Source organism: Campylobacter sp. GTC17093, from assembly GCF_055397635.1.
Window position 1 is genome coordinate 663662 of sequence record NZ_AP038832.1, and the last position, 13862, is coordinate 677523.

Here is a 13862-nt window from a genome sequence, read left to right on the forward strand (position 1 = left end):
TATTATTTGGGTAGATGTCCGAGCGGTTGAAGGAGCACGCCTGGAACGCGTGTGTAGGGCAACTTACCGTGAGTTCGAATCTCACTCTACCCGCCATATTTAATTTATTTTAAGCCTTAGAGAATAGATAAGTGCCATAAAAGAACTAACCAGTATTATTAAACTAACTCCAAATCCAAAACTAAAAACAGCATAAGTAGAGCTAAACATAAGAGTGAAAAAAGATATTATAGACGTAAAACTAGCTACAATTATCGCAAAGATTCTATTTCTAAGCTCAAATTTTCCATTTAATGCAAAAAGCATATAGTCTATACCAACAGCAGATCCTAAAATAACGCCAAATATCGCAAATATATCTATATTTAAACCAAAAATGGCATATATGGCAATAGAAAAAATAGAACATGCAAAAACATTTATTATTGTAAAAAATGCGGTTTTAAAATTAATAAGAGTCCACAAAATCATAAAAGCTACAATAAAGCCAACTATTTTTAGCTCTATTGCATTTTTCTTAATATCAGTAAAAGTCAAATTAATGTTTTTTACATAATCAATATAAGTCGCATCATATTTATTTAAAATTTCATAAAATTTACTATTTTCACTAGCACTATCTATAAAAATTTTCTCATTGTTTTGATTAAAAAATAAAGAGCATCTTTCATGAAATAACTTTTCGCAGATTTCACTACTTTTATATGTTTTTAGACTATAAATTTCAGTAAATTTTTGTTCTACATTGTTTATGCCAATATTTTTATATAAGATTAAAATATCGTTGTTTGATGCGAATTTTTTAAACATATTTTTTATATTTTCTTGTGTTTTTTCATCATTAAAAAACGATGAGATATAAAACGGATTTTTTATCAAATCATCAAGTTCTTTAACTAAATTTGAACTATTTTTTTCATTAACTTCTATAAATTTACTCTTAATGCCTTGAACCTCTTTGGCAAAAATTTCTCCATCATTTTTAACTATTTTTGGTATAGATACATAGCTTTTTATGTTATCAACAAATGGCAAATTTGAAATTTTGTAAAAACCAAATATAAGTAAAAAAATATATGCAAAAATAAAATATAACCTATATTTCACGCAAAATTTAGCTAAATTTATAAGCCAATTTATGAAACAGTCAAATATTTTATAAGATTTAAAGATTTTTCCTTCTAACATCTCTGGAAGTAAAAAATATGTTATTAAAAATGCACCAAGTAGTGAAAATACAGAAAATATAGCAATTTCATGTAAAAACTTCATAGGTGAAAATAAAAATATTAAATATCCACTTATAGTAACAACAAGAGCCGTTAAAAACAGACTAAGTATATTTCTAGGACTTTGTTTACTAATAGCAATGCCCATATTTAAACTCAAAAAACAGATCATATAATCTATCATCAGTCCAATTAGACTTGTTGATATAACTATAGTTAAATAATTTACACTTGAAAGTATAGTTAAACTAGCAGCAAGTCCGCTAGTTAAGCCAAAAATAATCACAAAAAATATCTTAAAAATATGCAAATTACTAAAAGCCAAAATAACAAAAACTATGCTAGCAAATAGTGATATAGAACCTAAAATGGTACTTTCAAATATTGCAGTATGTTTAGCATATGATGAGTAAAACATTGGCGAGTTTATATAAATTTGATCTATTTTTTTTAATGTATATACTAAATTTATAAGCTTATCATCAGTAAAATTTTGATTTAGCTTATAGTTTAATAGATAAAAGTTTTTAGTTTTCAGGCTTTTTGTATTTAAGTCATAAGTTAAAGCAAAATTCAAATTTTTTACCATAGAAAAAAAATCATTATTGAGAATTTTTACCGGACTCAAAAAGCTTTTTATGGAATTTTCAAAATATAATATTGGATTATTTTGCAGTAAACTTATATCATCTTTACTCATTATAGCCAATTTATACTTCTCAACGCTAGTTATATCAAAATCATTACTATGATCTAAAATTCCGCTTTTTTCTATTATATTTTTTACTGTATTTACATCGTCTGCATATTTTATGAGTATTGAAAAATTTCTATTATCAAAACTAGATATGATACTATCTTTATCTAAATTTAAAAAAGTCGTTATGTCTGAGTTTAGTTTACTATAATTTTGAGATATCAAAACAATAAAAATGACATAAATCAGAGTAAAAATTATTTTTTTATTCAAAATCATACCTTGTTACATCACCATTTATCTCATTTAGTATAAGTTGCCTTACTCTACTATCTCCACTTATATTTATACTATGAAATATTTTACTTAACACTCCTTTTGGTTTTAATTCAACATTCCATGATGATATATCACCATTAATAATATAGTCAAATTTATCTTTAAGATTTTGCAAATTTACATCTAAAATATCTAAAAAAAGTTCTTTATCAAAATAACTTGAAATGAGTTTGTATTTTCCGTCATTATACTCATAAACACCGCTTTTATCAACTTTAATAGCAAGCATTATTGGTTTTGTTGTATTTTGCTCAAAAACACCGTTATGAATGGAAAATTTACCACTTGTAGTAATATTATTTTCAAAATTTTTTATATATTTTGTCTGTTTAAATTTGCCTTCAACATTATCTGTGTGCAATTCTTGCAAAAAATTTCCAAAAGATAAACTAACAAGTGTTAGTAATAAAATAACTGTTTTCATAACTCATCCTTCACAATACTTTTTAAAATTTCAGGTGCATTAAATTGTGTTTGCAAATTGCTTATTTTAACACAAGCTTGAGATGTTGATGCTTTGCATATTTTTTCACCTTTTGCATTAAATATAGTATAGTTTAGCTTCAAAAAACTTTCTATATTAACTAACTCAACTAACACCTCTAAATTCTCATCAAACATTGCAGGTTTTATATATTTTAAATCAAGTTTAGCCACAGGATAGATATAGCCAGCATCTTTCATGTCATTATAACCAAAACCTATCTTGCTTAAAAATTCATTTCTTGCAACTTCCAAGAATCTAACATAATTTCCATGCCATACGACATTCATACTATCAATATCATAAAGTTGAACTTTTATAGACACTCTTAAACTATTTTTCATTTTTATCTTCCCAGAAATCAAAAAAGTTAAACCACATATTTGGATATTTTTTACACATATTTTCTAGCTTTTTAACGTAAATTTCCATATTTTTAGTTATATTTGTATCAAATTTGATTTCATCAACACTTATATTATATTTACCTTTATATTTAATACACCAAAGTGCCAATAAATCACATTTTAAAAGCCTTGAGAGTATAAAAGCACCCTGCGGAAATGGTGCAGTTTTACCCAAAAAATCACAATAATGAATTTTATTACCATGTATTGGAATTCTGTCAACCATTAAACATATAAAGCCACCAGAATCCAAAAAATTGCTCAATTTTAGCATTGTTTGTATATTTAAATCATTTACCTCAACTATTTTTATCTGTATTTTACTTATCTTATTAATCAAATTTGCGAATTTTGTACTATTTTGATTATACATTAAAATAGCCATATTAATGCCATTATGAAAACTGCTTAGGGCTCTTGCTATATCAACATTTCCAAAATGACTAGTAATTACAATCTTGCCTCTTTTTGAGCTACAAAAAGCTTTTTCCATGCTATTTTTATCTATAAATTTTAGATCTTCAAAGCTTATTTTGCCAATCCAAACTCTTATTTTATCTATAATCATATAACTAAAATTATAAAAATTTAAAAAAGAAGAAGTTTTTTTGATATTAAATTTAAGGCTTAAATTTCTTTTATACTCATCTATATTTGCTCTTTGTTTTGGACACATAACATAATAACAAAAAGATACAAGCAAGGCTATTGGAGCTAAAACAAAATTTGGCATATATGAAACCAATATAAATGTAATTTTTAAAAGAAAGGTTCCGGCTTTTTCATTTTGCTCATACCACTTCATTTTATTTTCTTATAAATAAATTTTGGCAAAGCAAAAAACACCCTTGCGTGCATTAAGCTTATTAAAAAATTATCTTTAAATTTCATAAAATGTGATACGGCCCCGTATGTTACACCTACTTCCATCCATATCAAGTTTATATCAAATTTATAATAATTTATAATAATTTCTATATCAAATTCCATTCTATTTGATGAAGTTTTTTCTAAAATTTCAAGATTGATTGGATAAATTCTAAATCCAGTCATGCAATCTTTGAATTTACCACCAAGAGTATTTATATAAACCCATAAATCAGTTATTTTTCTACCATAAAGTCTGCTTTTTGGGATCGTTTCGTCGTATTTTCCATACCCAATAATAAGCGAATTTTTATCTTTTTCATATACTTTTAGAAATTCATCTATCATATGTAAATCATGTTGCATATCTGCATCTATTTGAAAAATATGCGTAAAACATTGTTCTTTTGCATACTTCATACCGGTTTTTATAGCAGCACCTTTACCCAAATTCTTATCATGCTTTAAAATAATGGCATTTTTAATTTCTAGTTCACCATCACTTCCATCATTTACTATAATAATTGGCATGTTGTATGTTTTTAGTATATTACAAAGCTTTTTTATCGTTTGAGGATGGTTATAATATGGTATTAAAAAGCAAATTTTATACAAAATCTATACTCCCACTTGATACAATTTTTTCATTTGCAAGTATTTGAAACTTTACTCTATTATTTTGTAGTAAAATTTCTATAAAAGCCTCATCCGATGGACGCAAAAAAGATTTAAATTTAAGATTTTGCAAGCTCGTAACTCTATTTTTTATATCAATTCCTATCATGTTTAAACACTCAAAAATAAACTCTATTTGCATAAATCCTGGAGTAAGTGGAAATTTAGGAAAATGTCCATCATAAAAAAACAGAAATTCATCCATATAAGTTCTAAATTTCAAACTATTTTCATTTTTGTTCACAATAGAAAATATTGGTTTAGAAATTTGATTAAATTTAGCTTCAAAGTCGCTTTTTGAAAATTTATCTTTAGTATAAATTTGATCAACTATCTTAAATTTCCTCACATTAGTGCCAAGCTGAGACAAAATAAACTGTTTTATCTCACTTACTATACCATGTTTGCCAACTTTTCTAAATTGTTCTTTGCCTTTTTTACTTAGAGTAATTATAGCGCTCACCCTCTTTTCACCGTCTAAAATATCGCATCTAGCATCATGTATGAGTTCATTTTTTTTAAGGAGTTCCCCGCCAAAATCAAGATCAAAACGCCTATCACCTATTTTAATAATTCTATCGTATCTTCCTTGTAAAATCAATCTACCATTTTGCATTTTAGCTATATCATTGCTATGAAATTCTTTACACCATGGTGAGTTTACAATAAGCCTATTTTCACTATTAAAACTAATATCGACAACTGGTTTGAATCCATCTTCAATATTTAAAGCAATTACGCCAGTTTCTGTACTACCATAAATTTCCAAAATTTGAGTTTTAGTATATTGTCTTAAACTGCTATCTAGTTTTGCGCCAGATGTTATGATTAAATTTGCTTCATCTAAAATTTCTATACAATTATAATTTATTGCAGCCTTTATCATAATTGGAGAAGATATAAAAATAGCATCACTGAAATTTTCTAAAGATATCAATTTAGGATGATTTAATTGTCTAGATATAACCTTAAATCCACAAACTAACGGTAAAAATATTTTAAACGTAAGTCCGTACATATGCTGATGAGGAACACTTGAAAAAACTTTTTGTGTTTTTTTGGGAATTAAACTTTTCATATAATTTGCCTCATTAAACATATCATTTAATGTTTTTTCAATCTTTTTGCTAGCACCACTACTTCCAGATGTAAATATATTAAATTTAAAATCCAAATTTAAATCAAACTCATCACTGCAAATAGATCTCATACTATCAAAATTTTCATCATTAACATTGGAACTATCAACACTTGCAACTATATTTAAAATAGCATTGGCATGCATGGCTCCAAAAAAAGCTGACACAAAATTAAATGTATTTTCGCAATACAAACAAATATATGTAAGTTTATTTTCTTTTATATACTTTGCAAACTCTAAACTTCTTTTTTTTACACAATCAAAACTGTACTCATCAAAATAGACATTTTTATCTATCATACTTTTAAAATCAACTTTCTATATAAAATTTCCCCGCCAAACAAAGCCCCTATAAAAACATAACTTATAAAACCGGTATAAAATGCCCACATTTTTAAATTTATAAATACTAATAAAAATGATATTAAGGCATTCAATAAAAAAAATATAATCCAAATTTTTGTTAATTTTCTAGTATAAATCAGAGCAAATTCGCTTAAATTTTTATCTTTTAGTTTTGCGAGTTTTGTTATTAAACTTTCGCCTTTTAGACTAATAGCAAAGAAAACAAATAAACCCAAATTTACAACTACTGGATAAAAATATTTTAAATCTTTTACCGCAAAAATAGCTAAAAAAAATAGGCTCAATAAAATAAATATTTTATTTTCAAGCACTCCTCTTATAAACCAAAAAAAGGCAAGCAAAATAATAACTTCATAAGTAAATTCACTTTTAAAAACTATACAAAATGGATAAATTATGCTTAAAACTGTAAGTAAAAACAGTACAATTTTAATCAATTTTCTTTGAAATCGCCTCAACAATGTCACCAATTGTTCTTACACTTTTAAAATCATCTACTTCCAAGCGATGACCTGTTTTTCTTTTTATATGGTCTATTAAATCTATAGCATCTATACTATCAATATCTAAATCTTCATATATAAGCGCATCTTGTGTTATTTTATCTTCTTCTATTTCAAAAAGATTAACCAAGGCATCTTTTAATATCCCAAAAATTTCATCTTTATTCATTTTTTATTCCTTATTTTTCTCAACAAAATTAGCAAGCGTTTTGACACTATAAAAAATATCTTTTAAATTTTGACTTTTAGCGTCCAACACAATGCCATATTTTTTTTGTACCAAAAGACCTAGCTCAAGGGCATCGACACTATCTAACTCTAATCCATCTCCAAAAAGCGGTGCATCCTCATCAATATCTTCTGGCTTAATATCTTCTAAATTTAAACCTTTTATGATCATTTCTTTAATATCATTAATCATAATTAATTTCCTTTTTATATATTTGTTTTAGCTCTTCATGCAAAAGTCTAGCTCTTATAGGAATTGGTCTATTTGGGTTAAAACTTGCAATATCTAAACTTTTACCAATTTTAAATGTATATTTAATTTTAACCTTTGGTGTATTATACCATTTTTGATTTTTTTTTAAACTTTTTGGGGACATATTCATAAACACAGGAGTTAGTGTTTTTGCACCTTTTATGCTTATATAAGCAGCAGCTTTATGAAAAATTATCTCCTTTTCAGTCCTACTACCTTCTGGAAAAATAAGCACACTTTCACAATTTTTCAAAGCATTTATAGCTGCATATAAAAAATCTTCATTATTGTTATTTAAAATATACCCACTGGCCTTGATAGCTGGAGATAAAAAAATATTGCTTGATAATTTTCCTTTTACAACACAATTCAGATTTTTTATACTAGAGATAAAAAATACCACATCTAAAAGAGAAGGATGATTTGAAATTATAATTTCCCCTGGTCTTCCAATTGATTTTAAAATTTTAAAATCTAATGTTTGATAACCAAATATTTCAGAGCAATGCAAAAAAAATTCCAAGAATTTCTTACCAAAAATCTAGAAAAATTTTTAACACTTTTAAATCTTTGTAAATTTAAAATAATTATCGGAATAAAAAACAAATTTCCAACCAAGCATATAAATCCAAAAAGAATAAATAAAATGCCTGTTTTTACGATGTTAATTAAATTTCCATCCAAATTTACCATTTACAAAATTCTCTCTTAGAATAAATTTATCATAAATTTTAGATAATTCTAGAGAATTATTCTCGCTACTATCCAAAATACTTAAACTAATATCATCTCCTTTTTGAACTAAAAAAGATGAACCATAAGAAATTTCGTCTATTTGTTCTTCATAGATTAATATAAGGATTTTCTCATATTTATCAAATTTACAAAAAGCTGATAAAAATCCAGTCTCAGTTGGAAACTCTGAACTTATTGCAAAGATTTCACTATTATTTTGCTGTTGTATGCAGATATTTCCAATTGGTGCATTTAGCACGGATTTACAAAATGATGTCGGCGATACAAGATTGTCTTTGCTTAGTTCGCTCAAAAGTCCTATACAGCGATTAATTTCTCCATAATTGCTAGCAAAAATTATCGGACAATTTTGTATATTTATATCTTTTATACATGTGTATAAAATTTTATCAATCTTACTCATTCGTCTTTTTTGCAAAGCAGATAAATCACCGATATTATAATCTTTTGAACAAAAACTGTGTTTTAATACCTTAAACATGTTTATTTAGCAATATCGCCTTTTAATGTAACGCTAGCCATTATATTACCTACACCGCATTGAAACTGTGTTTTTGAATCAAAGCTATTTTTATAATAATAACCAGTTAAATTTATAACCTTAGTTCCGCCTTCTTGTATGGCTCTTTGTTGAAAAGTTTTTAAAGCGCTAAGCAAAGCCCAATTGCAAGCCTCTTGATCGCTTTTACCAACTGCATTTGTTTTTTTACTAGACTGAAGTTGCGCTTTTATAATATTACCTTTTGTTCCACTACCAAAACTGATTTGTATATTTGGATCCAATACTTCTTTGGCTTTTGGAGAGTTTAAAACATCACTAAGAGGAAATGTTACGATATCATTTTTTGCAAAAGCAACTGAGCTAACACTAACTAACAATAATGTTACTAACAATTTTTTCATTTTTTATCCTTTAAATTTTTTAAATATCAAAGATGTATTCACACCACCAAATGCAAAATTATTACTCATAACATAATCACAATCTAAATTTGTTATCTCTTTTAAATAATTTAATTTAGCACATCTACTATCAACTTCATTTAAATTTATAGTTGGATAAAAAACTCCATCTCTCATCATCTCTATACTAAATACAGCCTCTAAACCACCGCATGCACCAAGAGTATGACCTAAATAACTTTTAATACTACTCACATTTACGCTATCGCCAAAAAGTTCATTTGTAGCTATACTTTCAGCTATATCTCCTAAAGTCGTAGCTGTTGCATGAGCATTGATGTATCCAATGTCATCTGGCTTTAAATTTCCACTTTTCAAAGCTAAGCTCATTGCTATTTTCATAGTCTGAGCGTTTGGTTGTGTTATATGTGTACCATCGCAATTTGAACCAAAACCGACAATCTCAGCTATTGGAGTAACTCCTCTTTTTAAGACACTCTCTTCGCTTTCTAATATTAAGTATCCAGCACCTTCTCCCAAAACTAAACCATCTCTATTTGAATCAAACGGCCTTGGTGTTAAATTTGGAGTTAAATTTTTTGTGCTCGTTGCATATAATGTACCAAAAACATATGTCTGACTAGGACATAACTCTTCAGCACCACCTGCTATCATCATATCTATTTGACCAAATTTAATGGACTCATATGCATAACCTATAGCATGACTAGCAGAAGTACAAGCTGAGCTTGTTGGGATTATTCTGCCTTTTAATTTATAAAAAAGTGCTATATTTGCAGCAGTGGTATGTGGCATCATTTTGATATATGTATTTGCATTACAATCACTCTCGCCACTTAAAAGAAGTTTTGCCATAGATGCTATCGAATCAGTACTTCCAGAACTTGAACCAGCAGCAACTCCAAGCCTACCATCTTGTATGCCCTTATCATTCATCAAGCCTGACATTTTAAGAGCCATTCCAGCAGCATCAACACTTAGCATTGAAACTCTTCCCATACTTCTTAATTCTTTTCTAGTCCACTCTTTAGGATGTTCATAATTATCGCAAGGTGCTGCTATTTTAGTAGTTAAGTCTTTAAATTTACCCCACTCATGCATATACCTTACGGCATTTTTTTTAGCTTTAAAGCTAGTGCTAACTTTATTCCAAGAAGTTCCAAATGCTGAAATAATTCCATATCCAGTAACAAAAACTCTCAAGCTAATCCTCCATTTACACCAATAACTTGTTTAGTTATGTAACTTGCTTCACTGCTTAGCAAAAACTTAACTATACCAGAGACATCACTAGGTTTTCCAACTCGCCTTGCGGGTATGAGTTTTTTGATCTCATCAAGTGGTAAATTTTCATTTATCATATCTGTTTGTATAAGACCTGGGGCTACTACATTTACTGTGATATTTCTACTTGCTAGCTCTATTGCGAGGCTTTTTGCTGCTCCTATTAGCCCAGCCTTACTAGCAGAATAATTACTCTGCCCCCTATTGCCTATTATTCCACTTACAGAACTTATAACTACTATCCTTCCATCTTTTTTTCTAACCATAGGCATTATCAAAGGGTTTAAAACATTATAAAAGCTATATAAATTTGTTTGTAGCACATCATTCCATTCATTAAAATTAAGGGCAGCAAATGTACCATCTTTTGCAATTCCTGCATTTAAAATCACTCCGTAAAATTCCATATCTTGCAAGACTTCTTTGCACTCTTTTGTATTGCTAACATCAAAATATAAATATTCACATTTTAGCTCATCTGCTAAATTTAAAATATTTTCATTTTTAGTTTTTGCATGTAAAACAACTTCATATCCACTATTTACAAGACTTATCGCAATTGCCTTTCCAATACCCCTACTAGATCCAGTTATCAAAACTTTACTCATTTTTTAATTCCTCAAACATTTCATAACTAGGATTTAAAACACTTAAGCTAGCTTTTGCTATGATATTTCCATTTAATAAAATGGCGCTATCGTAAACCCCAAAGCCATTTTCATCTTGAAATGATAGCTCTGAGTTTATTTCTATCTCATCTCCTAGATTTAGATATGGTTTGTAAATTTCAAATTTTCTACAACCTATCAAAAATGCTATTTTAGTAGTATTTTTTTTATCATTATGAGCCCTATAAAGACCTAAACTTTGAGCCATTACTTCAATAAGTTGATATGAGTAAAATCTATCATTTTGCAAAAATGGAGACTTTTTTATGGTAGTTTTTACCCTAATGGATTTTTCATCAACATCTAAAATTTCATCTATGAGCACTATAGCCCCGCTATGCGGAAGTAAATTTTCTATATTTGTCATTTTCCAACTACCATTAATGCATTATCTCCACCAAATGCAAAAGATAAACTCATGGCATTTTTTATAGGTACTTTAAAATTAGAGTTTACAAAATTAATAGGTTTTAAACTATCATCATAATCTTTTATAACTTGTTTTGGTGCTAATTTTGTATCTAGTATAAGCGAACAAAGACCGATCTCTATGGCACCAGCAGCGCCTAAAGTATGACCAACTAAGTTTTTTACACCACTACATTTTGCTTTTGTTTTAGAGTTGTATATAGCTAAACTCTCCATGGCATCATTTGTTTGTGTTCCAGTTGCATGTAAATTTATATAATCAATATCGCCAATAACGTTTATGGTATCATTTATAAGTTTTGTTTGAAAAAATCCATCTTGCCTAGGTGTTGTCATATGATAAGCATCATTGTTTGAAATAGCAAATTTAACACTAATATCACTAATCTCATCCGCACTTACAATCATAAAAGATGCTCCTTCTCCTAAATTTGTACCGTCTCTATACTTACTAAATGGTAAACATTTTTTACTAGAAAGTATAGAAAGCGAATTAAAACCAAAAAGCGTAAGAGAATTTAAACTATCAACTCCACCTGTTATTACAGCTTTACAAATACCTGATTTAATCAAGTTACTAGCTTCTATAATAGACTTTATACCTGATGTACAAGCGGTTGATACACTATATGCTACATTTTCCAAACCAAAAAATTCTCTGATAAAAATAGCTGGATTTGCAAGTGAATTTTTTTCTAAATTAAAATTATTTATATCAAAAACTCCATTATTAAAAGAAGTTTTGAAATTTTCCTCAACGCCAGCTGTTGTTGTGCCAATTACAACACCTATACTATTTTTACCATATTTTTTTATAAGTTTTAAAACATCATCTTGTAAAGGAAGCAAAGCAGAGAGTGCAATTAAATTTGTTCTTGTCTTAAAACTATCTTTAAACTTAAATTTAGTGTCCAAAAGCTCATCTTTAACTTTTCCAACAATAAACTCTTTCTCGCAAAACTCTTCCTTGTTTAAACTATCTTTTGAGCTCAACATATCTTTTAAAAAATCTTTTGTAAAACCTGCAGATGCTACAATGGAAGGTTTTGAAATATATATTTTCAAATTTCATTTACCTCGCACACAAGGTTTTTACTCTTTATGGTTGAAAATTTAAAATCTTTTTGCATCATATTTATAATTCCTACAAAAATAGGATCAAATTTTGAATTTGGTGGCAAAAATTTATCATTTTTAAATTTATTATTTTCTAAACTTCTACTAACAATTGGCACAAACATAGAATCAAACAAAGAAAAGTTAATGCCGTTTGTTTTTAAAACATAACTAGAACCATCACATTCTAAAAGAAAACTACTCTCTTTAAATTTATTACTCTGTATATCCCACTTATTAGCACACCCACAAAACAAAATAAGTATCAAAAATTTACTTAATATACTCATATATACTCTCTAGGGCTTGCTTTGATTTAGTAACATATGGATTTGTTTTATCCCACGCATAACCAGCTAATATCGCCGATATTTTTCTTTTTATAGTATGATTTTTATCCACACTATAAATTATATCTTGAAATACCCCATCGTACCAACCATTTACATATGTTCTAAAAGCATTTATGCCAATCATCAACTCATCTTGATACTCTTTTTTAAAATCCACACTCTTACCCTTTAACGACTTTGCAACAAGTTTTGCCCCAAGACATGCGGAATGCAACGCTATAGTTACACCGCTACTAAAAACAGGGTCTAAAAATTCTCCAGCGTTTCCAAGTAAAATAAATCTGTCGCCATATAGTGACGATACGTTTTTTGAATATTCACAAATGGTTTTTACATCTTTTGTCCATTTTGCATTTTTTAACAATCTGCTTAACATTGGCGTATCATAAACATGCTTTATCAAAATATCTTTATCATTTAAATTTAAATCCAAAAATCTATCTTCACCAACAACGCCAACACTACAAGTTCCATCAATAAATGGTATTAGCCAAAACCATACCTGCTTGTTATCTGGGTGAGTTGTTATTAATATTTTATTTCTATCATATAATGGCTCATTTATATTATCTACTATGTGGGTAAAATAAGCTTTTTTAGCACTTAACTCACTTTTAATTTCCAAATTTAAAAGTCTTGGCAAAACCCTGCCATAACCGCTTGCATCAATAATAAATTTTGTCCTTATTTTTTCATTATTATTCAACAAAACATCCACATAATCTTGCTTAAATTCTACATCTATAACCGCAGTATTAAATCTAACATTTACACCTTGCTTTATAGCTTCATCTACTAGTAATTTATCAAAATCAGCTCTTTTTACTTGGAATGTAGTTCCAAATCCATTAGTACTTTTATCACAAAAATCAAAATATGTATATTTGTTTTTATAACTAAAAGCAGCTCCGTTTTTATACTGATAGCCACTACTTTCTACAGCTTCTAAAAATCCAGCTTCTTGCAGATATGTCATACAGTTTGGAAGCAAACTTTCGCCTATAACAAATCTTGGAAAATTATCTTTTTCTATACATAAAATGTCTAAATTTTCTTTATGCAGTATTGCACTCGCTATGCTACCACTAGGTCCAGCTCCGATTATCAAAACATCATATATTTTCAAAATTATATCTCCATATT

The 13862-nt window shown here is 27.9% G+C and carries 18 protein-coding genes and 1 tRNA gene; 1 reads left to right on the plus strand and 18 read right to left on the minus strand.

The features are described from left to right. Window positions 1-8: 8 nt before the first annotated feature. A tRNA-Ser gene (locus ACZ5VL_RS03380) sits at window positions 9-96 on the plus strand. A 3-nt stretch (window positions 97-99) separates the two neighbouring features. On the opposite strand, the gene ACZ5VL_RS03385 is transcribed toward ACZ5VL_RS03380, so the two are convergent. From ACZ5VL_RS03385 to ACZ5VL_RS03470, 18 genes are all read right to left on the minus strand, one after another. Further along, on the minus strand, window positions 100-2199 hold the full coding sequence (locus tag ACZ5VL_RS03385) for an MMPL family transporter (RefSeq protein WP_464199896.1): 2100 nt from the start codon (window positions 2197-2199) through the stop codon (window positions 100-102). Next, window positions 2192-2689 carry a LolA family protein gene (locus ACZ5VL_RS03390; RefSeq protein WP_464199897.1) on the minus strand — a complete coding sequence of 166 codons (498 nt, stop codon included), beginning with the start codon at window positions 2687-2689 and terminating at the stop codon, window positions 2192-2194. Before ACZ5VL_RS03390 ends, ACZ5VL_RS03385 begins: the two co-directional genes overlap by 8 nt. Continuing rightward, window positions 2686-3093, minus strand: coding sequence for an acyl-CoA thioesterase (locus ACZ5VL_RS03395; RefSeq protein WP_464199899.1), 408 nt, complete (start codon window positions 3091-3093; stop codon window positions 2686-2688). Before ACZ5VL_RS03395 ends, ACZ5VL_RS03390 begins: the two co-directional genes overlap by 4 nt. After that, window positions 3083-3961 (minus strand): hypothetical protein, encoded by an 879-nt coding sequence (locus ACZ5VL_RS03400; protein WP_464199901.1) that lies wholly within the window; start codon window positions 3959-3961, stop codon window positions 3083-3085. The genes ACZ5VL_RS03395 and ACZ5VL_RS03400 overlap by 11 nt, the downstream gene beginning before the upstream one ends. Further along, window positions 3958-4638, minus strand: a complete 681-nt coding sequence (locus ACZ5VL_RS03405) for a glycosyltransferase family 2 protein (RefSeq protein WP_464199903.1) — start codon at window positions 4636-4638, stop codon at window positions 3958-3960. Before ACZ5VL_RS03405 ends, ACZ5VL_RS03400 begins: the two co-directional genes overlap by 4 nt. Then, complete coding sequence (locus ACZ5VL_RS03410) at window positions 4631-6139, minus strand: ApeI family dehydratase (protein ID WP_464199905.1); 1509 nt, start codon at window positions 6137-6139, stop codon at window positions 4631-4633. Before ACZ5VL_RS03410 ends, ACZ5VL_RS03405 begins: the two co-directional genes overlap by 8 nt. Continuing rightward, window positions 6136-6642 carry a COG4648 family protein gene (locus tag ACZ5VL_RS03415; RefSeq protein ID WP_464199907.1) on the minus strand — a complete coding sequence of 169 codons (507 nt, stop codon included), beginning with the start codon at window positions 6640-6642 and terminating at the stop codon, window positions 6136-6138. The genes ACZ5VL_RS03410 and ACZ5VL_RS03415 overlap by 4 nt, the downstream gene beginning before the upstream one ends. Continuing rightward, window positions 6635-6877, minus strand: coding sequence for an acyl carrier protein (locus ACZ5VL_RS03420; RefSeq protein WP_464199909.1), 243 nt, complete (start codon window positions 6875-6877; stop codon window positions 6635-6637). The genes ACZ5VL_RS03415 and ACZ5VL_RS03420 overlap by 8 nt, the downstream gene beginning before the upstream one ends. 3 nt (window positions 6878-6880) lie before the next feature. Further along, window positions 6881-7129 carry a phosphopantetheine-binding protein gene (locus ACZ5VL_RS03425; protein ID WP_464199911.1) on the minus strand — a complete coding sequence of 83 codons (249 nt, stop codon included), beginning with the start codon at window positions 7127-7129 and terminating at the stop codon, window positions 6881-6883. Then, on the minus strand, window positions 7122-7712 hold the full coding sequence (locus tag ACZ5VL_RS03430; RefSeq protein WP_464199913.1) for a lysophospholipid acyltransferase family protein: 591 nt from the start codon (window positions 7710-7712) through the stop codon (window positions 7122-7124). The genes ACZ5VL_RS03425 and ACZ5VL_RS03430 overlap by 8 nt, the downstream gene beginning before the upstream one ends. A gap of 141 nt (window positions 7713-7853) precedes the next feature. After that, window positions 7854-8426 carry a beta-ketoacyl synthase chain length factor gene (locus ACZ5VL_RS03435; protein ID WP_464199914.1) on the minus strand — a complete coding sequence of 191 codons (573 nt, stop codon included), beginning with the start codon at window positions 8424-8426 and terminating at the stop codon, window positions 7854-7856. Window positions 8427-8428: 2 nt separating this feature from the next. Continuing rightward, window positions 8429-8848 carry an excinuclease ABC subunit A gene (locus ACZ5VL_RS03440; RefSeq protein ID WP_464199916.1) on the minus strand — a complete coding sequence of 140 codons (420 nt, stop codon included), beginning with the start codon at window positions 8846-8848 and terminating at the stop codon, window positions 8429-8431. A gap of 3 nt (window positions 8849-8851) precedes the next feature. Beyond that, window positions 8852-10072 (minus strand): beta-ketoacyl-ACP synthase, encoded by a 1221-nt coding sequence (locus tag ACZ5VL_RS03445; RefSeq protein ID WP_464199918.1) that lies wholly within the window; start codon window positions 10070-10072, stop codon window positions 8852-8854. Next, window positions 10069-10761, minus strand: coding sequence for a 3-oxoacyl-ACP reductase FabG (fabG, locus tag ACZ5VL_RS03450; RefSeq protein WP_464199920.1), 693 nt, complete (start codon window positions 10759-10761; stop codon window positions 10069-10071). The genes ACZ5VL_RS03445 and fabG overlap by 4 nt, the downstream gene beginning before the upstream one ends. Continuing rightward, the gene (locus ACZ5VL_RS03455; protein WP_464199922.1) at window positions 10754-11188 is read right to left on the minus strand and encodes a hotdog family protein; all 435 of its coding nucleotides are present in this window, start codon (window positions 11186-11188) and stop codon (window positions 10754-10756) included. The genes fabG and ACZ5VL_RS03455 overlap by 8 nt, the downstream gene beginning before the upstream one ends. After that, window positions 11185-12315, minus strand: a complete 1131-nt coding sequence (locus ACZ5VL_RS03460) for a beta-ketoacyl synthase N-terminal-like domain-containing protein (RefSeq protein WP_464199924.1) — start codon at window positions 12313-12315, stop codon at window positions 11185-11187. Before ACZ5VL_RS03460 ends, ACZ5VL_RS03455 begins: the two co-directional genes overlap by 4 nt. After that, complete coding sequence (locus ACZ5VL_RS03465; protein WP_464199926.1) at window positions 12312-12656, minus strand: hypothetical protein; 345 nt, start codon at window positions 12654-12656, stop codon at window positions 12312-12314. The genes ACZ5VL_RS03460 and ACZ5VL_RS03465 overlap by 4 nt, the downstream gene beginning before the upstream one ends. After that, the gene (locus ACZ5VL_RS03470) at window positions 12640-13845 is read right to left on the minus strand and encodes an NAD(P)/FAD-dependent oxidoreductase (protein WP_464199928.1); all 1206 of its coding nucleotides are present in this window, start codon (window positions 13843-13845) and stop codon (window positions 12640-12642) included. The genes ACZ5VL_RS03465 and ACZ5VL_RS03470 overlap by 17 nt, the downstream gene beginning before the upstream one ends. Window positions 13846-13862: the final 17 nt, after the last annotated feature.